Source organism: Burkholderia sp. LMU1-1-1.1, assembly GCF_040675865.1.
Taxonomy (GTDB): domain Bacteria; phylum Pseudomonadota; class Gammaproteobacteria; order Burkholderiales; family Burkholderiaceae_D; genus Rugamonas.
In genome coordinates, this window is the sequence record NZ_JBEGHG010000012.1 from 390816 (window position 1) to 413373 (window position 22558).

A 22558-nucleotide genomic window follows, 5' to 3' on the forward strand; every position below is an offset into this window, starting at 1 on the left:
TTGCGGGATATACACAAACAATGAAGCCAATCTGGATAGTAGACGACGACGAATCGATCCGCTGGGTACTGGAAAAAGCGCTGGCACGGGAAAACCTGGCCACCAAGAGTTTTGCCAACGCGCGCGACGCCATCGCCGCGCTGGAGTTCGAGACGCCGCAGGTGCTGGTGTCCGACATCCGCATGCCGGGCGACTCCGGCCTCGACCTGCTGCAACTGGTGAAGTCGCGCTTCCCCGGGCTGCCGGTCATCATCATCACCGCCTTCTCGGACCTGGACTCGGCCGTCGCCGCGTTCCAGGGCGGCGCCTTCGAATACCTGGCCAAGCCGTTCGACATCGACAAGGCCGTCGAGCTGATCCGCCGCGCGCTCGACGAGAGCCTGCGCGAGACCAGCGTCGAATCGGGGCCGTCGGAGACGCCGGAAATCCTCGGCCAGGCGCCGGCGATGCAGGAAGTGTTCCGCGCCATCGGCCGCCTGTCGCAATCGAACGTGACGGTGCTGATCACCGGCGAATCGGGCTCGGGCAAGGAGCTGGTGGCGCGCGCGCTGCACAAGCACAGCCCGCGCGCGCAGCAGCCCTTCATCGCGCTCAACACGGCGGCGATCCCCAAGGATTTGCTCGAGTCCGAACTGTTCGGCCACGAGCGCGGCGCCTTCACCGGCGCGCAGACGACGCGGCGCGGCCGGTTCGAGCAGGCTGAAAACGGCACCCTGTTCCTCGACGAGATCGGCGACATGCCGTTCGACCTGCAAACGCGCCTGCTGCGGGTGCTGTCGGACGGGCACTTCTACCGGGTCGGCGGGCATCAGCCGCTCAAGGCCAACGTGCGCGTGATCACCGCGACGCACCAAAATCTGGAGCAGCGGGTGCGCGAAGGATTGTTCCGCGAGGATTTGTACCACCGCCTCAACGTGATACGCTTGCGTTTGCCCAGTTTGAGGGAACGGCGCGAGGATATCCCTATTTTGGTGCGCCACTTCCTGGTGCAAAGCGCCAAGCAGCTGGGCGTGGAAGCCAAGCGCATGAGCGACGCCACGGTGCAGTTCCTCAGCAGCCTGGATTTGCCGGGCAACGTGCGCCAGCTGGAAAACCTGTGCAACTGGATCACGGTGATGGCGCCGGGGCAGACGGTCGAGGTCAAGGACCTGCCGCTGGAGCTGACGCAGGAGCAGCCCGGCGGCGGTGGCGCCGCCTTGAGCACCGGCGTGGGCTTGTCGGCGCCGCCGGAAAGTTACGGCGCGATCCAGCACCACGGCACGGTGGTGCCGGTGGCGACGGCGGAGGCGGGTGGCGCGAACGGACCGGCCGGTTCGCCGGACGCCTGGCTCAGCCTGTTGGAAGTGCAGGCCGCCTCCATGCTCAGCGGCGGACAGCAGGAAGTGATGGCGGTGCTGGGGCGGCAATTCGAATCGGCGCTGATCCGCACCGCGCTCAAGCACACGCACGGCCGCAAGAACGACGCCGCCGTCCGGCTCGGGATCGGCCGCAACACCATCACGCGCAAGATCGCCGAACTCGGCATCGACGGCGCGAAGGACGATTAGCGAAGCAACTCTTCGGTTGTTTAAGGTAAGCTCTTGGCTGACGAAGCCAGGGGCTTTTTTTTTATGGAAACCGTATGTTGATTAATTGTGTGGCCTATCAGGACGGCCAGAAGCTGGACGACATTCCGGTCGCGGAAATCAGCGATTACATCGAGCGGCCCGAGACGTTCGTCTGGGTCGCCTTGCGCGACGCCCAGCCCGACGAGCTGGCCGTGATGAAGGAGGAATTCGGCCTGCACGAGTTGGCGGTCGAGGACGCCAGCCGCGGCCATCAGCGGCCGAAGATCGAGGAATACGGCGATTCGCTGTTCGTGGTGGTCAAGACCATCGAGTGCCGCGACGGCGACGTGGCCGTCGGCGAGGTCGATATCTTCGTCGGCCAGAATTACGTCCTGTCGTCGCGCGACGGCGACAGCCAGCAGGGTTTCCTGGGCGTGCGCGCGCGCGCCGAGAAGGAGCCGCACATGCTGCGCCTGGGCCCGGCGTTCGTGCTGTACGCGCTGATGGACGCGGTGGTCGACCGCTACTTCCCCGTGCTCGACATGCTGGAAACGGAGTTGGAAAAAATCGAGGAGCTGATCTTCAGCCGCGGCAAGCAGCGCGACAACATCGAGCGCCTCTACGAGCTCAAAAGCAAGGTCACCACGGTGCGCCACGTCGTCGCGCCGCTGATGGAGGCGGTCGGGCGGCTGCACGGCGGCCGCGTGCCGTCGATGTGCCAGGACACCCAGGAATACTTCCGCGACGTGCATGACCACCTGCACCGCATCATCGCCTCGCTCGACACCATCCGCGACACCATCGGCACCGCGATCCAGGTCAACCTGTCGATGACGGCGATCGAGGAGAGCGAAGTGAACAAGCGGCTGGCGGCGTGGGCGGCGATCTTCGCGATCTGCACCGCGTTCGCGGGCGTATGGGGCATGAACTTCAAGTTCATGCCCGAGCTGGAGTGGAAGTACGGCTATCCGTTCGCGCTGACGGTGATGATCTCGGTGTGCGTCTACCTTTACCGGCGCTTCAAGAAGGCCGGCTGGCTGTAGCCGCGCAGCGGTCATTCCCGCAGGGCGAAAAAAACCACCCCGGGCGCGTGCGCCACGGGGTGGTTTTTTGTTTTACGACTTCAGGTTAGAAGTTGTAGGTGGCGCGCACGTACAGGGTGCGGCCCGTTGGATCCGTGTAGCGTGGATCGTAACCAGCCTGGAAGGCGGTGGTCTGGTACGACAGTGGCGGCTCGCGGTCGAACAGGTTGCGCACGCCGGCGGTCAGGGTCAGGCCCTTGATCGCTTCCCACGAACCGTAACCGTCGAACGTGGTGTACGACGAAACGTGGTTCTCAGGATCCTGGTCGATATAGCCCGACTTGTAGTGCGCGGTCAAACCGGCGCCGAACTTGCCCGAGCTCCAGTTCACGTTGGCGCTGTTCTGCCAGCGGAAGACCACGCTGTCACCCGAGAATTCGCCCAGTCGGTTGCGCATCGTGTCGCCGACGAAGTTCTGGTACTCATACTTGTGCACCCAGGTGCCGTTGTACGAGAAGTTGAACAGGCCGTAGTTGGTGGTGCGCAGCTTGTAGGCGGCGGCCAGGTCGACACCGTTGGTGTTCATGTCGCCCAGGTTCTGCGTGCGCAGGTCCAGGTAGCCGCAGGTGATCGGGTTGGGGCACTGCGAACCATCGACCGCCAGGTCGCCGGCCGGATTGCGCTTGTAGTACGGCGCGAAGGTGACCGGATCGCTCAGCACGTCGTTGTCCTGCAGGTTGCCGATTTGCTGGGTCAGGCGGATCGACCAGTAGTCGGCCGACAGGGTCACGTTGTTGACCGGTTCCCACACCAGACCGACGGTGCCGGTCTTCGAACGCTCGGGGTTCAGGTTCTTGTTACCACCGTTGAGCACCTGGAACTGCTGGCCGCAGTTGGCCGCTGCCGACTTGCCAGGGATCGGATTGCCGCCCGGGCAGTTGATCGGATCGTCCATGGTGTTGGCGGCGTTGGTGTACGAGTTGGCGGCGTTGATCTCATACAGCGACGGCGCGCGGAAACCCTTCGAGTACGAACCGCGCATCAGCAGCGAGGTCAGCGGACGGTAGACGAACGAGAACTTCGGATTGGTGGTGTGACCGAAGTCGCTGTATTTGTCGTAACGGAAGGCGGCGGTCAGGTCCAGGTTCTTCAGCACCGGCACGTTCAGCTCGGAGTAGAAGGCCGACACGCTGCGCTTGCCTTCGTTCAGGGTCAGCGGATCGATACCGGTGGAGGCGATCACTTTTTCCGCGAACTCGGTGTTGGCCGCGCTACGGAATTGCTGGTGTTCGTACTGGGCGCCAACGGCCAGGCCAGCCTGGTGGCCGGTGTTGAGCCAGTCGCCGACTTCACGGCTCAGCTTGATGTCCGCGCCCTTGCTGATGCCTTGCGCGTTCATGATGTTGCCGCTCAGCGCTGCGCTGTTCAGCAGCGCCGTGCCGGCCGCGCTCTGGTCGCCGAAGACGTTGATCACGCCGTCGAGTACGCCGCGCGAGATGATGCCGCCGTCGCTGTAGCCGTTCAGGTTTTGCTTGACCTTGTTCTTGTTGTACGACAGCGCGGTCTCGTAGTCCCAACCGGCGACGACGCCTTTGAGGTTCACCACCAGGCGTTCCTGGCGGTTGATGTTCTCGTCGGCGCGCGAGCCGTTCGGCAGGTCGCGCCAGCGCGCGTGCACAAAGCCCGGCTGTACGCCGTCGGTGATCGAGCCGCCGGTGTCCATGAAGTTCGGGTCCAGCGGAATGCTGTTAGGGACGGTGCCGTTGCCCGGGAAGTAAGGGTTCGGGGTGCCGTCCGGACGGTTGCGGTTGATGTACAGGCCGCCGTACGGCACCGGGGCGATCGCGCTTTGTACCTTGCTCTGGGTGGTCAGGTATTCCACGCCCAGTTCATGGCTGTCGGTCAGCTTGAAGGTGCCGCGGATCAGGCCCGTGGTGCGCTCGCTCTTCGGCACGTAGTCGACGAAGGCCGAGGTGGTCATCTGGCAGGCGCCGTTGCTGCCTGGTACCAGGTTCGGGGCGCTGGTGCAGCCAGGACCGGCAGGGTTGCCGCTGGCGTCGGCCTGGTAGTAGTTGGCCGGGCTGGTCGATGCCGACAGGCCGCCGGCGTAGCGGCGGTTGAAGTCGCGCTGGGTTCCGCCGATCGGGTTTTGGCCCTGGTGGTCGACCATCGCGAAGATGTTGAAGCGATCCTGCTCGAGGTCGCCGAAGCCGTAGCCGATGTTGGCGTTGCGGCTGGTGCCGCCGTCCTTGCGCGGGCTGTCCGCGCCGACGGTGACGGTGCCGCCTTGCCAGTCTTTTTTGGTGATGAAGTTGATCACGCCGCCGACCGCGTCGGAGCCGTACAGCGACGAGGCGCCGTCGCGCAGCACTTCGACGCGCTCGAGCGCGGCGAATGGAATCATGTTCAGGTCGGGCGCCGAACTGTCGAAGGCGTTGTTCGCCAGGCGGCGGCCGTTCAGCAGGATCAGGGTCTTGTTGGCGCCGATGCCGCGCAGGTCGGCGAACGAGGCGCCGCCGGTGCCGGAGCCGACGACCTGGCTGGTGCCGGTGCTCGACTGCGATACGCTCAGATTGGCCAGTACCTGTTCGACGGTGGTGATACCTTCTTTTTTCAGGTCGGCCATCTTCACGACGGTCACGGGCACGGCGGTCTCAGCGTCGATACGCTTGATAGCCGAACCGGTAATTTCCACGCGCTGGATCGGCGCGTCTGGTGCTTGTTGAGCGATTGCCGGTTGTGCCAGCACGAACGCGGCGCCGCCGGCAAACATCAGCCGCAGCGAACGCGAAATAACGGTTTCCATCATCATTGCTTCAACTCCTAAGAGATCTTATTGCTTCTTTATCATTAAACGGCAGGGGCTGAATAATCCATGGGTAAATTATTCAGGGTTGCCATCAGACCACCCGGAGGGCGCAGGGTCAATTGTCTCTCTGTAACAAGTTTGACATAAACAACACTTCCTACGGTTTTTACAAAAAAAAGCGCGTTTCTTACACAAAAATACAAAGTTTTTGAACATTTATGGCAATTTTGTGCTAGAGCTCAGTAAAAAGTTCAACCGGATTCATGCGCGTGAATGGCGGTACAATCAACAGCGAGTCCACCAAGGGGATGCGATGAGTGAAGAGCTGCGGGAGGAGTCGCCGACAGGGCGCTTGTACGGCGAGGCCGACGGTCGGGCGCTGGCCGAGGCGACGCTGCGCGCCATCACGGCGTCGACCTCGCGCGCGCGCGGCGACGAGTTCCTGCGCCTGATGGTGCGCGAGCTGGCGCTGGCGCTCGACGTGCGCTACGTCATCGCCGGCCGCCTGATCCACATGGCCGACGGCCACGAGGGCATCCGCACGCTGGCGCTGTGGGGCGGCGACGGCTACCTGCCGGCCATGGAATACAGCCTGCGCCACACGCCCTGCCAGGACGTGACCGACCAGAGCATTTGTTTCCACGCCCGCGGCATCCAGGCCGACTACCCCCAGGACACCTTGCTGGTCGACATGCAGGCCGAGAGCTATATCGGCATCCCGATGATCGACACCGAGGGCAAGACGCTGGGCATCCTGTCGGCCATCGACACCCGCCCCATCTCCGAGGACAAGCGCCTGCTGGCGCTGTCGCTGCTGTCGATCTTCGCCACCCGCTGCGCGGCCGAACTGCAGCACCAGGAGCGCGAGCGCACGCTCGAGCAGACGGTGCAGCAGCGCAGCGAGGCCTTGCTGGCGGCGCAGGCGATCCTGGTCGAACAGGAGAAGATGGCGGCGCTCGGCGCGCTGGTGGCCGGCGTGGCGCACGAGGTCAACACGCCGATCGGCGTGGCGGTGACGGCGTCGTCGAGCCTGAGCTCGTACGCCGAGGAGCTGGTCAAATGCGTCGGCGGCGACCGCGTCAGCCGCTCGGAGCTGGTGGCCACGGCGCAGCGGCTGCGCGAGGCGGCCCTGCTGGTCGAGCGCAACCTGGCGCGCGCCGCCGATTTGATCGGCAACTTCAAACAACTGGCGGTCGACCAGGGCAGCACCCACGTGGTCGAGTTGGGCTTGCGCGACCACGCGCTCAGCGTGGTGTCGGCGCATGGTCCGGAGTTGCGCAAGGTCGGCATCCAGGTCGGCGTCGAGATCGCCGGCGACCTGCGGGTCAAGCTGGACGCCGGGCGCTGGTCGCAGGTGCTGTCGAACCTGCTGATGAACGCGGCCAAGCACGGCTATCCGAACGGCGGCCCCGGCAAGGTCGTCCTGAGCGGACGCGGCGAATTGGAGGATGGCGCGCGCTGGTTGCTGCTGGAATTCGCCGACGACGGTGTCGGCCTGACGCCGGAAGTGCGCGAGCGCCTGTTCGAGCCGTTTTTCACCACCAAGCGCGGGCAGGGCGGGTCGGGCCTGGGCATGCACATCGTCTACACGATCGTGCACCAGATGGGCGGGCAGGTGGCGGTGTCGCCCGGCGCGCCGGGGTGCCGCATCAACATCCGCCTGCCGGTCGGGGCGTGAACCGTCCTACGGCTGGACGTTGTCGGCGGCCATCGACAAGGCCACCGCCTCCGCCACCTTGATGCCGTCCACGCCGGCCGACAGGATGCCGCCGGCATAGCCGGCGCCTTCGCCGGCCGGGAACAGGCCGCGCGTGTTCAGGCTTTGCAGCGTGTCGTCGCGGCGCTTGATGCGGATCGGCGACGAGGTGCGCGTCTCCAGCCCGGTCAGCACGGCGTCGTGCTTGAAGTAGCCGCGCACCTGCTTGTCGAACGCGGGGAAGGCCTCGCGCAGCGCCGTCACGGCGAACTCCGGCAGGATGCGCGCCAGGTCGGTCAGGTGCACGCCCGGCTTGTACGACGGCACCACGGCGCCGAACGCGGTCGAGGCGCGGCCGGCGACGAAGTCGCCCATCAGCTGGCCCGGGGCGTTGTAGGTGCCGCCGCCCAGTTCGAAGGCTTTTTCCTCCAGCCGGCGCTGGAACTCGATGCCGGCCAGCGGGTGGCCCGGATAGTCGACCTCCGGCGAGATGCTCACCACGATGGCGCTGTTGGCGTTGCGCTCGTTGCGCGAATACTGGCTCATGCCGTTGGTGACCACGCGGCCCGGTTCGGAGGCGGCCGCCACCACCGTGCCGCCCGGGCACATGCAGAAGCTGTAGACGGCGCGCCCGTTCGAGGCGTGGTGCACCAGCTTGTAGTCGGCCGCGCCGAGGATGGGGTGGCCGGCGTTGGGGCCGAAGCGGCAGGTGTCGATCAGCGACTGCGGGTGCTCGACGCGGAAGCCGATCGAGAACGGCTTGGCCTCGATGTAGACGCCGCGCTCGTACAGCATCTCGAAGGTGTCGCGCGCGCTGTGGCCGATCGCCAGCACCACGTGGTTGGTGACGATCTTCTCGCCGCTCTCGAGGGTCAGGCCGCGCACCTGGCCGCCTTCGGCGTTCTGTTCGATCTCGATGTCGACCACCTTGTTGCCGAAGCGGTATTCGCCGCCCATCGCCTCGATGTTGGCGCGCATCTGCTCGACCATCTTGACCAGGCGGAAGGTGCCGATGTGGGGCTTGCTGACGTAGATGATCTCCTCCGGCGCGCCGGCCTTGACGAACTCGGTGAGCACCTTGCGGCCGTAGTGTTTCGGGTCCTTGATCTGGCTGTAGAGTTTGCCGTCCGAGAAGGTGCCGGCGCCGCCTTCGCCGAACTGCACGTTCGACTCGGGGTTCAGTTCGCGCTTGCGCCAGAAGCCGAAGGTGTCGACGGTGCGTTCGCGCACCTGCTTGCCGCGTTCGAGGATGATGGGGCGCAAGCCCATCTGCGCCAGGATCAGCGCCGCGAACAGCCCGCACGGGCCGGTGCCGACGACCACCGGGCGCGGGTTCCTGTCATGGCCGGCCAGCTGCTCGCCGGCGGCGACATATTTATAGGAGGTGTCCGGCGACGGCATCAGGTGGGCGTCGTGCTTGAGGCGCGCGAGCAGCGCGGCCTCGTCGCGGACGTCGACATCGAGCGAGTAGATGAGCACGATCGCGGTTTTCTTGCGCGCGTCGTAGCTGCGTTTGAAGACGGTGAAGCCGAGCAAGTCGGCGGCCGGGATGTCGAGGCGGGCCAGTATGGCGGCCGGCAATTCGTCCTCGGTATGGTTCAGAGGGAGCTTGACTTCATTTAAACGCAGCATGATCGATTCCTGAGAGGGCGCTGTCTAGGCGCCATGGCCGTCGGACCGGACGCGCGGGCCGCCGGCCCGGGCCCGGCCCGTGAAAGGCCGTATTTTACCAATATTGCCGGCCGGACGCAGCTTTGCGCCGCCGTCCGCCTTTTGAAATGCGGCCCATCGCCATTGCGAAGAATATAAAACGCCGCGACGGCATTTATAGAACATTAAGTTCAGCGGCCGCCGCGCGCCGAGAACGATGCCAGGCCGGCCGACGCCTGCCCCGATTAATCCGCCGTCGGTCGCGCGCCGCCGCGGATAATATCGGTTTATTTTCGCGCACGAGGTTTATTTGAAGATGTTTTATTCCCCGCGTTATTCAACGAATATTAACATTTTGTGTGGCGCCAATATGCCCGTGTCAGCCGGACGCGCGCATGGATCCCTCGGCGTCGACGGTGCCAGGGGGGCTTTACTAAATGCAACATATTGCATTTAAGAAATGGTTTGTATGGCGGCAACTGATGTGTTTGTTGTTAAAAGACGACTTGCACCAGATTGGGTAGCTGCCACGTTTTATACGGCCCTAGCTGCGGTTCGCCTAATGAGGTGTGCCGCCCGGTAGCGAAACAGCACTTTCGACGCGTCTGCGATGCCGGGTTTTCGATGTTCAATGTTCTGCGAATGAACCGGTGAACGTTGATTTTCTGCGGTTCGTTCTTGACGACGAAGTGTTTTGATGCAAATCCCTCAGGCAACGTTACTTCCGAGCAGAAAGCATGGCCATGTTGTCTTTTTGTTGTTTTTTTTTGAAGATATAATTATCAAAATAACTATTTAAAATGCCTATTTGGAAATGTTTCTCCCGATTCCGGTGCATCTTGTTGTCAAGACGAGACAAGTCGATAACATGTCAAATCGATCACGATTTCGTGCGTCAGGGTCCTGCTCAAAGTCGCGCCCCAAAATGGTGCGCGCGGAATCGGCGTCGCCGCCGCCCGGCTTACCGGCCTTCAGCTTTATTGACAATGGTCTAGGTGCTATGTTTTTATGAATGGCGGCAAAGTCCTGGATTATTTCGCCCATGATCCCTTACCGGACTTTGCCACCGGCAGCGAAAAGGTTTTGAAAGAGCAGGGCAGCTATTGGGTGGTTTTATCCAGACTCTCAATGAGCTTATAAAAGAAAAGGGTCGTTTTACTCGTCGTTCAAAAGATGCAGTGAAACGTCTAATAAACACACCAAGGGAATTCAATATAATGATCAAGGAAACAGTATTGTCTCGCTCGATCCGCGTGATGTTCATCGGCGGCCTCGCGCTGGGCGCGCAGGTCGCCTCCGCTCAGCAAGCGGAGACCATGCAGAAGGTCGAAGTGACCGGTTCGCGTATCCCGACCGTCAACACCGAAGGATCGAGCCCGATCACGGTGGTGAGCGCCAAGGACATCAAGGTGGACGGCGTGCGCAACACGGAAGACATCCTCAACAACTTGCCACAGGTGTTCGCCGGCCAGGGTGCGGCCGTGTCGAACGGCGCGACCGGTACCGCGACGGTCAACTTGCGTAACCTTGGTTCGGACCGCACGCTGGTGCTGGTCAACGGCAAGCGCCTGCCTGCCGGTAGCGTGCAGGATTCCGCTCCCGATCTGAACGAAATTCCCGCCGCCCTGATCAAGCGCGTTGAAGTGCTGACCGGCGGTGCCGGCGCGGTCTACGGCGCTGGCGCCGTGGCCGGTGTGGTCAACTTCATCCTGCGCGACAATTTCGAAGGCGTCGAAGTACAGGCCAACCTGTCCGGTTACAACCACCAGCAGGGCAATGGTAACGCCAAGGCCGTGTCGGACCGCAACTTCGCGCTGCCAGGCGATGTCAAGTTCGACGGCAAGACCAAGGATGCGAGTATTTTGATCGGTGGTAACTTCGCCGACAACCGCGGTAACGCCACGCTGTTCTTCAATTACAAGGAAACCGACGCTGTGTTGCAATCGCAGCGCGATTTCACCGCGTGCGCGCTGGCCGGCAGCGAAGACGGCTTCAGCTGCTCCGGTTCGGGCACGCAGGCCAGCGGCCGCATCCGTGTCAGCGGCAACGGCTTCACCAATGACGGCAAGGGCGGCGTGAAGCCGTACACCTCCGCCGACGTGTACAACTTCGGTCCGTTGAACTATCTGCAGCGTCCATCGAAAGTCTATGGCTTCAACGCCATCGCGCACTTCGATATCACCGACAAGCTGCAGGTCTACCAGCAGTTCGCGTTCCACAATTATTCGACCGATGCGCAAATAGCTCCGGGTGGTATCTTCTATCCCACCACGGTCACCGTCCGCGCCGACAACCCGATGCTGACCCCAGCCTGGAGAACCGCGCTGGGCTTGGACACGGCAGCGAGCATCCAGGCCACCATCGGCAAGCGTAACGTCGAGGGCGGTCCGCGTATCAACTCCATTAATGACACCTCGTTCCGCGAGTTAATTGGCGTCAAGGGCGAGCTCGGCAACTGGAGCTATGACGTCTTCGGCCAATACGGCCGCGTCAGCCACAGCGAGAAAAACAGCAACTACTTCTCGGTCCAGCGTATCGGCCGCGCCTTCGACGTGGTCAACGTCAATGGCGTAGCCACCTGCGCCTCGAAGGTCAGCGGCGCCGACGACAAGTGCGTACCGTACAACCTGTTCGGCGGTCCGATCACCCCCGAGCAACTGGCCTACCTGAGCACTTCCGGCATCATCACCGGCTACACCCAGCAACTGATCTACGGCGGTAACATCGGCGCCGATCTGGGCGTGTACGGCATCAAGAGCCCATGGTCGAGCGCTGGCGTCGGTGTTTCGTTCGGCGCCGAGCGCCGTGCCGAGAAGCTGGTGTTCGCGCCGGATGAAACCTCGCTGTCGGGCGATCTGGCCGGTTCGGGCGGCGCATCGCCACCGCTGACCGACGGTTACTCGGTCAAGGAAGTGTTCGGCGAATTCCGCCTGCCATTGTTCGAAAACAAATTCCTGGCCAAGTCGCTGGATCTGAACGGTTCGTTCCGTCGTTCCGAATATAGCACCGACCACACCGCCAACACCTACGGTGCCGGTGTCGATTGGGCGCCGGTCGAAACGCTGCGCGTGCGCGGCAGCTACCAGCGTGCGGTACGCGCGGCCACCATTCCCGAACTGTTCAACCCGCAAACGGTCGGCAACAACGGCCCGTCCAACGATCCGTGCGCCGGTCTCGGCGCCTTCGGTGCGCCGGGCGGTCCTACCGCTACCGCGGCGCAGTGCGCACGCACCGGCGTCACAGCTGCGCAGTACGGCAACCTGGAGAAAAATCCGGCCAACCAGTACTCGAGCCAAACCGGTGGCAATCCAAAGCTGTCGCCTGAGCGCGGCACCACCTACACCGCCGGTATCGTGTTGACCCCGGTCAAAGATCTGACGGTCGCCGTCGATTACTTCAACATCAAGATCGAGGACACGATCAGCACCGTCGATCCGACCATCGCTCTGACCCAGTGCTTGGAGGTTGGCACTCCGGTGTTCTGTAATCTGGTCAAACGCGACGCGGCCGGCACGTTGCAGGGCACTGGCGGCCCAGCCGGCTTCATCGTTGCCACCAACGCCAATATCGGCAAGGTCGCCACCTCGGGTGTGGATCTGGTCTCCAGTTACCTCCTGCGTCTGGGTACCGCCGGTTCGCTCAGCTTCAACGTGAACGGCACCTATACCCATAAATCGACCACGGAGAACGTTCCAGGCCTGGGCGAGTACGATTGCGCTGGTTACTTCGGCGCGACCTGCGGCACCCCGACCCCGAAATGGCGTCACAAGTTCCGCACCACCTGGGCGACGCCTTGGAACTTCGATCTGTCCGCGACCTGGCGTTACATCAAGGGCACCAAGCAGGAAGGCTTGAACCCGAGCCCATTGCTGCTTGCCACGGGAGAAAACATCCCGGCATCGATCGAAGATCACATCGACGCACGCAACTATCTGGATCTGAACGTTCAGTATCCAATCACCAAGAAGATCGGTCTGAGCTTCGGCGTGAACAACTTGCTGGATAAAGATCCACCGATCGTTTCGACCAACGTGACTGCCGCCGCCGGCTTCGCCAACGGTAACACCTACCCACAGGTGTATGACTCGATGGGCCGTTACATCTACCTGAACCTGACCGCGCGCTTCTAAGCCGATCAGATCCGGATGTGACAAAGGCGCTCAGCTTCGGCTGAGCGCCTTTTTTTTATGCCGGCGGCGCCGGCACCGGTCAGCAATAGCGGATCAGGAATAGTTGACCGGATCGTCGCCCTGCTTGAAGGCGTTCATGGCCACGGTCATGGCGCTGATCATGTCGCGCTCGGCCGGCGATAAGTGCGGGTGCCAGATGTCGAAGATCAGCACCACGCGCAGCTTGTCGCTGTCGTTCCACGCCTCGTGCTCGATGGTGTCGTCGAACACCCACGCCTGGCCCGGCACCCACTGGCGCGTCTCGTTGGCCACGCGGAAGCCGCAACCGGGCGGCACGATCAGCGGCAGGTGGGTCACCAGGCGCGCGTTGCTGACGCCGACATGCGGCGGGATGCGGGTCTTGGGCTTGAGCAGCGAGAACATCGCGGTCGGCGTGCGGCCGGCCTGTTCCGGCTGCGGCGCGCCGCCGAGCAGGGCCATGGTGCGCGGGCATTGCGCGGCGTTCGCCTCGACCGGCGCGCCGTCCTTGAGTAAGTGGAAGGCGCTCCAGTTCGGCGAGTTGTTCAACTCGGCGAACTGGTTGTGCGGCACGTCGTCGGCGTAGGTCAGGTAGGGGGTGAAGCCATCTTCCTTTTGCAGCACCGCCAGGAACTCGTCGCGGATGGCGTCGGTGCCGGCCTCGATCGCGTCGAGCCACGGGAAGTCCGCGCGCGGCAGGAACGGGATCGGCACCAGGCCCGGGTAGTGGTACATCATCGACTCGGACTCGTAGCGGCGCTTGCGTCCGACCATGATGTCGATCGATTCGCGAAAGCGGCCCAGGTCTTCGCCGGCGTGGCGTTGGTATTGCTGTTCGAGGAAATTGTCGAGGAAGCGGCCGTAGCCGGCCTGGTAGTCGTCGACGTATTTCATCGCGTGTTCGACCGCGTCGCGCATGCCCGGCTCGAGCTGCGCCAGCGGCGGGGCGACCTGGGCCACCGCGCCGTACACCGACGCCGACTGGTGGGTCTTGCCTTGGCGCTCGAGCAGGTTGGCGCGCAGGATCAGCGCCACCATGTTCGACGGATCGGCCACCAGCGCGTTGTGGATCGCGGTCTGCTCGGCCGCCTCGTCCTTCTGCGCTTGACAGGCCAGCGCCAGGTTGATCCAGGCTTGCGGGTCGTCCGGGGTGGCGCGCACCAGGCGCTCGAACGCGAGGCGGGCGGTGGCGTGGTCGCCGTAGCGGAAGGCGCGCTTGCCCAGCGCGGCCAGCGCCAACGGATGGGCCGGCGCCAGCTCCAGCAGGCGCGCCCACAGGCGGGCGGCGTCTTCTTCCTTGCCGGCTTTGGCGGCCTGGATGGCGGAGGCCTCCAGTATCGCGATTTCGGGTTCAGCCATGGACGGACTCTTTTCTTTTATGGTGGAAACTGGCGGTCGCCAGAAGAAAAATTATAGCGTGCCTGCCGGGCCGCGCAGGCAAAAAAAAACCGCGCGGCCTGGCGGCGCGCGCGGGTTCGGGGTGGCTGTCGCGCTGCTTATTTCAGGCGCGCGGCGATGGCGGCGACGCGCGCGCCGTAGGCCTTGGCGGTGTCGAGGTCGCCTTGCGGGATTTCATCGACGCCGGCGTCCGACGGCGACTGCGCCATCGCGCCCACCGAGCCGCCGATGTTGTTGAGGTCGGTGCGCTGGGCGGCCTTGGTATTGGACGGCAGCATGCCGAGGCTGACCCAGATGCCGCCGTGCTGCGAGGCCAGCGTGTTCAGGTAAACCAGGGTGTTTTGCTTGTCGCCGCTGAAGCTGGCGCTGTTGGTGAAGCCGCCGAAGACCTTGTCTTTCCAGCCGCTGCCGAACCAGACCTTGGAGCTGGCGTCGGCGAACTTCTTGAACTGCCAGCTCGGGCCGCCCATATAGGTCGGCGTGCCGAAGATGATGGCGTCGGCCGCGTCCAGTTTCTCCCAGGCGCCGTCGGGCAGGTTGCCCTCGGCGTCGATCGCCAGCAGTTCGCCACCGGCTCCTTCACTGACGTACTCGGCGACACGTTTGGTATGTCCATAACCGGAGTGATAGACGATGACGATTTTGCTCATGTGGCCTCTTCGATAGAAAGTTAAACGGAAGCCATAGATTAGTCGAGCGGGGGCGTTTGGTAAATACTAACCGAAAGGTAGGGGCGTTCCCCTTACATCCCGCCCCAGATCGCGCTCAGCGCGCCGACCGCCGCCAGCGCCGCCGTCTCGGTGCGCAAAATGCGCGGGCCCATCGCCAGCGGCAGGGCGCCGTGGCGCAGCGCCAGGTCCTCCTCCTGCTCGCTCAGGCCGCCCTCGGGGCCGATCACCAGCGTGACCGCCTGCGGTCCCTGGTGGCGCGCCCAGTCCGGCAACGACTGTTGCGCGCGCGGCGTCAGGATGATGCGGCGGTGCATGTCCTGCTGGGTGATCCAGTGTTTGTAGTCTTGTAGCGGCGCCAGCCCGGCCAGGCGGTTGCGGCCGCTCTGTTCGGACGCCGATTCGATGATGCCGCGCCAGTGCCCCATCTTTTTCTCCGCGCGCTCGGCCGACAGCCGCACCACGCAGCGCTGCGCCGCCAGCGGCTGGAAGCCCGACACGCCCAGCTCGACGGCCTTCTCGATGATCCAGTCCATCTTGGTGCCCTCCGGCAGCGCCTGCGCCAGGGTGATGGCGAACGGCAGCTCGACGTCGCGCGGATGGTGGGCCTTGATCTCGACGGTGGCGCCGCGGCGCTCGATGTGGGTGAGGGTCGCGCTGTATTCGCCGCCTTCGCCGTTGAACAGCGTGATCAGCTCGCCCTGGGCCAGCCGCAGCACCTGGATGTGGTGGGCCACGGTGTCGGGCAGGGTGACGAGCTGGCCGACGGCCAGCGGCTGGGAAATGTGAAAGCGGGGCATGCGGAAATCCGGTCGGTGGAGATCGACAATTTTAATCGCTGGGCCCCGGTCACGGTGGCTTACTTTTGGTTATGACCGGAAGTTACAAAAAAGGCGCGATTCTGGTGCGGTCGAGCGCGTTATTTGTGCAAGCATCGTGTCCACAGTGAAAAATTGCACCAAGATAGGATTTGGCCGCCGCCGGCGATTCCGCAGAAAGGCATTAATTCGGTAAAAACCCATATGCGAAAATTTCATATCGATATATGGTATTTTTGCTGCATAAAAAATGTAACCGGTGCTTATCCAGGATGGAATATGTGGCTCCATCGTAAATCAATATCCTTGGATACTGTATACAATTGTGCGGTATTTGCCGGTATTTTAGTCATCCCGTTGTTTTATTGCATTATAAAAGTGCCACCGTTGACAGTGTAATTCTGTACATGGTTTTATCGGTCCGACGGACCATGGAACCTCATGGGCTGTGATTATTGGTAAACAGATCTCCATCAGAGAGACAACGGGCAATGGTGCCCAAAAGGCAAATCTTCTTAATCGGGAAAATACATGTTCAGGAAAACAGTCTTAGTGAATGCGCTGTCGATCGCCTTCGGCACGGCGGCGTTGACCGCCGCGGTGACGCAGCCGGCGATGGCGCAATCCAACGCCGCCGGTAACATTTTCGGCCGCGTCGCGCCGGGTACGGCGACCTCGGTCGTGCTCAAAAATCTGGATACCAACCAGACGCGCACGGCGCCGGTGGACGCCAGCGGCGGCTTTAACGTCACCGCCATGCCGATCGGCCGCTACAGCCTGACGTTGCAACAAGGCGGTACTCCGGGCGCGACGTCGAGCGTCGAAGTACTCGCCGGCCAAGGCGTGGAGGCGCTGTTCGTCGACAATAACGTGCAGGCGGTGCAGGTGACCGGCCGCCGCAGCCGCATCGACGTCTCCAGCGCCAACAACGGCGCCACGTTCACCGCGCGCGAACTGGCCAAGCTGCCGATCGCCCAGAGCGTCGACGCCATCATCCAGCTGGCGCCGAACACCACCCGCGCCGATTCGCGCTACGCGGCCGGCGCCAGCTTCGCCGGCGGCGGCGCCTCGGAAAACGCCTACTACATCAACGGCTTCCCGGTCACCAATCCACTAACCCAGCTGGGCGCGTCCGAGCTGCCGTTCGGCGCCATCGCCCAGGCACAGATCCTGACCGGCGGCTTCGGGGCCGAGTTCGGCCGTTCGGTGGGCGGGGTGGTCAACATCACCACCAAGAGCGGCACCAATACCTGGGAGGCCGGCACCAGTTTTAGCATCGAACCTAATTCGCTGCGCGCCAAACCGAAGGACACCTATTATCCGATGACCGGGGCGACGGAAAACGCCGGCACCGATGGCACCTTGTACCGCCGCAACCAGGACAACAGCCGCACCGAGAAGGTCTACGGCGCCTACGTCGGCGGCCCGATCGTCAAGGACAAGCTGTTCATGTTCGTCTCGGCCGAGACCCGCCGCTACGACTCCGAGGGCACCAACGACACGTTGTCGACGCTGGGGACCCGCACCTCCACCTCGAATGCCGTCTCGGGCTGGCAGGAAAAGCAGGACCGGATCGACCGTTACATGGTCAAACTGGACTGGAACGTCACCGATAACCACCGCCTGGAATTGACGGCGCTGGGCGACACGGCCAAGACCGACCGCCAGCTCTACAGCTACGACTACGCCACGTTCAGCCATGGCAGCACCGCCACCGCCTCGCAGCACTACAAGAACAGCGAGGACTTCACGCCGTCGGTGGGCGCCAACACGCAGATCCTGCGCTACACGGGCAACCTGACCGACAACCTGACGGTGCAGGCGCTGGTTGGCCGCAGCAAAACCAAGAACACCAACCGTTACGACCAGATCGGCCCGGCGTCGAGCGGCCCGCTGTTCCAGATCAACGCGCCGGTCGCCGCCCAGTATCCCGGCCTGAACTATTCGAGCACGCAGGTGCTGTCGGGCCGGGTCACCGCCAACGATTCGGACAGCAACATCGATTCGAACCGCCTGGACCTGGAATACAAGTGGAACGAGCACACGCTGCGCGCCGGCTTCGACAACAACAAGCTCAAGTCCGGCGCGGCCGGCGAGATCTTCGGCGGCGGCGGCCAGTGGGTCTACAGCAAGGCCAACAATCCTATGACGCCGATCAGTGTCGGCGGCGGCTATAACATCGTGCCGGGCACCGGCGGCGGTCTGGGCACGCAGGGTTACTATGTCAGCAACCGCATCTTCGATTCGACCACCTCGGCCGGTTCTGACCAGTCGGCGCAATACCTGGAGGACCGCTGGCAAGTCACCAAGGATGTGCTGCTGACCCTGGGCGTGCGCAACGAGGGCTTCAAGAACAAGAACGGCGACGGCGAAACCTTCCTGGAAGTGAAGAACTTCGTGCAGCCGCGCGTGGCGGCGGCCTGGGACGTTAACGGCGACGCCAGCCTTAAAGTGTTCGGTAGCGCCGGCCGTTACGCGCTGCAAATCCCGACCCACCTGGCCGTGCGCGGCGCCAGCCGCTCGACCAACACCCGCCAATACTTCACGTACACCGGCACCGACGCCAACGGGCTGCCGCTGGGCTTGCAGCCGATGACGGGCGTGTTCTCGACCAACAACGAGCTGGGCCAGGCCAAGGACGCCAAGACCTTGACCGCGCTCGGCATCGATCCGACCTACCAGGACGAGATCACCCTGGGCTTCGAGAAGGCGTTCTCGCCGAGCCTGAATTTCGGCGCCAAGGCCACCTACCGCAAGCTCAAATCGACCATCGACGACTTCTGCGATTCGTCGCCGATCCTGGCATGGGCCGAGCGCAACAACGTCGATACCAGCAATTATGGCGGCTTCAACTGCGCCTCGTTCAATCCGGGCAAGGCCAACACCTTCCTGGTGGACTTCGCCGGCGACGGCAAGTATTCGACGGTTAACCTGAGCAAGGCCGACCTGAACTTCGACGAGGCCAAGCGCAACTACACGGCGGTCGACCTGTTCGCCGAGCATCCGATGCGCAACGGCTGGTATGGCCGCGTCAACTACACTTGGTCGCGCAGCAAGGGCAACACCGAGGGGCAGACCCGTTCGGACAACGCCCAGACCGACGTCGCGGCGACCTCGACTTGGGATAACTATCCACTGATGATAGGCGCCGACGGCTTGTTGCCGAACGATCGCAAACACCAGATCAAGGCGTTCGGCTTCTATGAGCTGACCCCGGAATGGACCGTCGGCGGCAACCTGCTGATCGCCTCCGGCCGTCCGCGCAGCTGCTTCGGCAACCGCTTCGACATTCCCGACGGCATAGACGACTACGGCTCGGTGTATTTCTATTGTGGCAAGGAAGTGCCGCGCGGCACCCTGGGCCGTTTGCCATGGGACAAGCGCCTGGACGCCAATCTGGCCTACCGTCCGCAGATCATCAAGGGCCTCTCGCTCAAGGTCGACGTCTTCAACGTCTTCAACAAGCAGACCGAGCAGACCATCGACGAGACCTACAATCTCGACGGCACGGCGATCAGCTCGCTCTACGGCCGGGTGATCAGCTACACGGCGCCGCGCTCGGTCCGGCTGACGGTGGAGTACAACCACCGCTTCTGACCGATTCGGCACTCCGCACCGAAACCGCCGGCCCGTCCGGCGGTTTTTTTTATGGGAGCGCGTGCTCTGGTAGAATACCGCGTTCAGCAGCACGGCAGTTGGCAGCTCCAGGATTCCAAACCTCCCGCACTTACTTACACCATGAACACTACGCTCCCGCACACCCAAATGGCTAACGCGATCCGCGCGCTGGCAATGGACGCCGTCCAGAAGGCCAATTCCGGCCACCCAGGCATGCCGATGGGCATGGCCGAGATCGCCGTTGCGCTGTGGAGTGGCCATTACAGCCACAACCCGGCCAACCCGAAATGGGCGAACCGCGACCGCTTCCTGTTGTCGAACGGCCACGGCTCGATGCTGCACTACGCGCTGCTGCACCTGAGCGGCTACGCGGTGACGATGGACGACATCAAGTCGTTCCGCCAGATGCACTCGAAAACCCCGGGCCACCCGGAAGTGGACGTGACGCCGGGTATCGAGACCACCACCGGTCCGCTGGGCCAGGGCATCGCCAACGCGGTCGGCATGGCGCTGTCCGAGTATCTGCTGGCGAATGAATTCAACAAGCCGGGCTACGACGTCGTCAACCACTACACCTACGCCTTCGTCGGCGACGGCTGCCTGATGGAAGGCATCTCGCACGAGGTGTGCGCGCTGGCCGGCACCTTGGGCCTGAACAAGCTGATCGCGCTGTACGACGACAACGGCATCTCCATCGACGGCAAGGTCGAAGGCTGGTTCACCGACGACACCCCGGGCCGCTTCGAAGCCTACGGCTGGAACGTGATCCGCGCCGTCGACGGCCACGACGTGGCCGCCGTGTCGGCCGCGATCGCCGCCGCCAAGACCTCGGACAAGCCGACCCTGATCTGCTGCAAGACCGTCATCGGCAAGGGTTCGCCGAACCTGCAGGGCGGCGACAAGGTGCACGGCGCCGCGCTGGGCGACAAGGAAATCGCCGCCGTGCGCGAATACATCGGCTGGAGCCCGGCGCCGTTCGAAGTGCCGGCCGAGCTGTACACCGCCTGGGACGCGAAAGCGGCCGGCGCCAAACAGGAAGCCGAATGGACCGCGATGTTCAGCGAGTACAGCGCCAAGTTCCCGGCCGAGGCGGCCGAACTGACCCGCCGCATGAAGGGCGAGCTGCCGGCCGCCTTCGACGGCGCGCTGGCCGCCGCCATCGCCTCGTGCGTCGAAAAGAAGGAAAACATCGCCACCCGCAAGGCCAGCCAGAACGCCATCCAGGCGCTGGCGCAGGTGCTGCCGGAATTCCTGGGCGGCTCGGCCGACCTGACCAGCTCGAACCTGACCAACTGGAAGGAATCGATTGCTGTCCGTTCGGGCAAGCCGGGCAACCACGTCAACTACGGCGTGCGCGAATTCGGCATGAGCGCGATCATGAACGGCATCACCCTGCACGGCGGTTTCATCCCGTTCGGCGCCACCTTCCTGACCTTCTCCGACTACAGCCGCAACGCGCTGCGCATGGCCGCGCTGATGAAGCTGCGTTCGATCTTCGTGTTCACCCACGACTCGATCGGCCTGGGCGAAGACGGCCCGACCCACCAGTCGGTCGAGCACATCTCGTCGATGCGCCTGATCCCCAACCTGGACAACTGGCGTCCGTGCGACACCGTCGAATCGGCGGTGGCGTGGGGCGAGGCGGTCAAGCGCAAGAACGGTCCGTCGACCCTGATCTTCTCGCGCCAGAACCTGCCGTACCAGGAGCGCACCGCCGAGCAGATCGCCGACGTCGCCCGCGGCGGCTACGTGCTGAGCGAAGTGGCCGACGCCAAGGTGACCCTGATCGCCACCGGTTCGGAAGTCGAGCTGGCCGTGGCCGCCGCCTCCGCGCTGGCCGCCGAGGGCATCGCCGCGCGCGTGGTGTCGATGCCGTCGACCGACGTGTTCGACCGCCAGGACGCCGCCTACAAGGCGGCCGTGTTGACCAAAGGCGTGCCGCGCGTGGCGATCGAAGCCGGCGTGACCGATTTCTGGTACAAATACGTCGGCCTGGAAGGCGCCGTGGTCGGCATCGACACCTTCGGCGAGTCGGCCCCGGCGGGCGTGCTGTTCAAGCATTTCGGCTTCACGGTGGAAAACGTCGTGGCGAAAGTCAAACTGGTCATTGCATAATCTATAATTGCAGACCGGACTACCTTATTTTTTTAATCAGGAGCAGAGTATGACGATCAAAGTTGCAATCAACGGCTACGGCCGTATCGGCCGCAATGTATTGCGCGCTTTCTACGAAGGTGGCAAGAAGCAAGACATCCAGATCGTGGCGATCAACGACCTGGGCGACGCCAAGTCGAACGCCCACCTGACCCGCTACGACACCGCCCACGGCAAGTTCCCTGGCACGGTGGAAGTCGACGGCGACAACATGATCGTCAACGGCGACGTGATCCGCGTATTCGCCCAGCGCAACCCGGCCGAAATCCCATGGGGCGACCTGGGCGTGGACGTGGTGCTCGAGTGCACCGGCTTCTTCACCACCAAAGAGAAGGCTTCGGCCCACCTGAAGGGCGGCGCCAAGAAGGTCATCATCTCGGCACCGGGCGGCAAGGACGTCGACGCCACCATCGTGTACGGCGTCAACCAGAACGTGCTGAAGTCGACCGACACCGTCATCTCGAACGCCTCGTGCACCACCAACTGCCTGGCGCCGCTGGTCAAGCCGCTGAACGACGCCATCGGCCTGGAAACCGGCCTGATGACCACCGTCCACGCCTACACCAACGACCAGGTGCTGTCGGACGTGATGCACGAAGACCTGCGCCGCGCCCGTTCGGCCACGATGAGCATGATCCCGACCAAGACCGGCGCCGCCGCCGCGGTCGGCCTGGTGCTGCCCGAGCTGAACGGCAAGCTGGACGGCTTCGCGATCCGCGTGCCGACCATCAACGTTTCGCTGGTCGACCTGTCGTTCATCGCCAAGCGCGACACGACCGTCGAAGAAGTCAACGCGCTGATGAAGGCCGCCTCCGAAGGCGCGCTGAAGGAAGTGCTGACCTACCAGACCGAACCGCTGGTCTCGATCGACTTCAACCACAACCCGGCGTCGTCGAACTTCGACTCGACCCTGACCAAGGTGTCGGGCCGCCTGGTCAAGGTGTCGTCGTGGTACGACAACGAGTGGGGCTTCTCGAACCGCATGCTGGACACCACCGTGGCGCTGATGACCGCGAAGTAATTCGTTTCA

Annotated in this window: 12 protein-coding genes; 7 read left to right on the top strand and 5 right to left on the bottom strand. The window is 63.4% G+C overall.

What is annotated here, in order from left to right:
- Window positions 1-20: 20 nt before the first annotated feature.
- Window positions 21-1547, top strand: coding sequence for a nitrogen regulation protein NR(I) (gene ntrC, locus MRBLMU1_RS13630; protein ID WP_363502150.1), 1527 nt, complete (start codon window positions 21-23; stop codon window positions 1545-1547).
- A 74-nt stretch (window positions 1548-1621) separates the two neighbouring features.
- Window positions 1622-2590 (top strand): magnesium/cobalt transporter CorA, encoded by a 969-nt coding sequence (gene corA, locus MRBLMU1_RS13635; protein WP_363502152.1) that lies wholly within the window; start codon window positions 1622-1624, stop codon window positions 2588-2590.
- Window positions 2591-2675: 85 nt separating this feature from the next.
- Here corA and MRBLMU1_RS13640 read toward each other — a convergent pair whose 3' ends face one another.
- Entirely contained in the window at window positions 2676-5381 is a 2706-nt protein-coding gene (locus tag MRBLMU1_RS13640) for a TonB-dependent receptor (RefSeq protein WP_363502154.1), read from the bottom strand.
- 310 nt (window positions 5382-5691) lie between these two features.
- Here MRBLMU1_RS13640 and MRBLMU1_RS13645 point away from each other — a divergent pair, with 310 nt between their 5' ends.
- Window positions 5692-7056: a sensor histidine kinase gene (locus tag MRBLMU1_RS13645; protein ID WP_363502156.1), complete on the top strand. Its 1365-nt coding sequence runs from the start codon at window positions 5692-5694 to the stop codon at window positions 7054-7056.
- A 6-nt stretch (window positions 7057-7062) separates the two neighbouring features.
- Here MRBLMU1_RS13645 and MRBLMU1_RS13650 read toward each other — a convergent pair whose 3' ends face one another.
- Window positions 7063-8706: an NAD(P)/FAD-dependent oxidoreductase gene (locus MRBLMU1_RS13650; protein WP_363502158.1), complete on the bottom strand. Its 1644-nt coding sequence runs from the start codon at window positions 8704-8706 to the stop codon at window positions 7063-7065.
- Between the two features lie 1253 nt (window positions 8707-9959).
- Here MRBLMU1_RS13650 and MRBLMU1_RS13655 point away from each other — a divergent pair.
- On the top strand, window positions 9960-12854 hold the full coding sequence (locus MRBLMU1_RS13655; RefSeq protein ID WP_363502160.1) for a TonB-dependent receptor domain-containing protein: 2895 nt from the start codon (window positions 9960-9962) through the stop codon (window positions 12852-12854).
- Between the two features lie 93 nt (window positions 12855-12947).
- On the opposite strand, the gene MRBLMU1_RS13660 is transcribed toward MRBLMU1_RS13655, so the two are convergent.
- From MRBLMU1_RS13660 to MRBLMU1_RS13670, 3 genes are all read right to left on the bottom strand, one after another.
- Window positions 12948-14231 carry an aspartyl/asparaginyl beta-hydroxylase domain-containing protein gene (locus MRBLMU1_RS13660; RefSeq protein WP_363502162.1) on the bottom strand — a complete coding sequence of 428 codons (1284 nt, stop codon included), beginning with the start codon at window positions 14229-14231 and terminating at the stop codon, window positions 12948-12950.
- 137 nt (window positions 14232-14368) lie between these two features.
- A complete protein-coding gene (locus MRBLMU1_RS13665) occupies window positions 14369-14920 on the bottom strand; it encodes a flavodoxin family protein (RefSeq protein ID WP_363502164.1) in 552 nt (183 codons plus the stop codon).
- A 92-nt stretch (window positions 14921-15012) separates the two neighbouring features.
- Window positions 15013-15738: a 16S rRNA (uracil(1498)-N(3))-methyltransferase gene (locus tag MRBLMU1_RS13670; RefSeq protein ID WP_363502166.1), complete on the bottom strand. Its 726-nt coding sequence runs from the start codon at window positions 15736-15738 to the stop codon at window positions 15013-15015.
- A 549-nt stretch (window positions 15739-16287) separates the two neighbouring features.
- On the opposite strand from MRBLMU1_RS13670, the gene MRBLMU1_RS13675 reads away from it, so the two are divergent.
- From MRBLMU1_RS13675 to gap, 3 genes are all read left to right on the top strand, one after another.
- Entirely contained in the window at window positions 16288-19353 is a 3066-nt protein-coding gene (locus tag MRBLMU1_RS13675) for a TonB-dependent receptor (protein WP_363502168.1), read from the top strand.
- Between the two features lie 141 nt (window positions 19354-19494).
- Window positions 19495-21489 (top strand): transketolase, encoded by a 1995-nt coding sequence (gene tkt / locus MRBLMU1_RS13680; protein ID WP_363502170.1) that lies wholly within the window; start codon window positions 19495-19497, stop codon window positions 21487-21489.
- A gap of 49 nt (window positions 21490-21538) precedes the next feature.
- On the top strand, window positions 21539-22549 hold the full coding sequence (gene gap / locus MRBLMU1_RS13685; RefSeq protein ID WP_315223063.1) for a type I glyceraldehyde-3-phosphate dehydrogenase: 1011 nt from the start codon (window positions 21539-21541) through the stop codon (window positions 22547-22549).
- Window positions 22550-22558 lie beyond the last annotated feature (9 nt).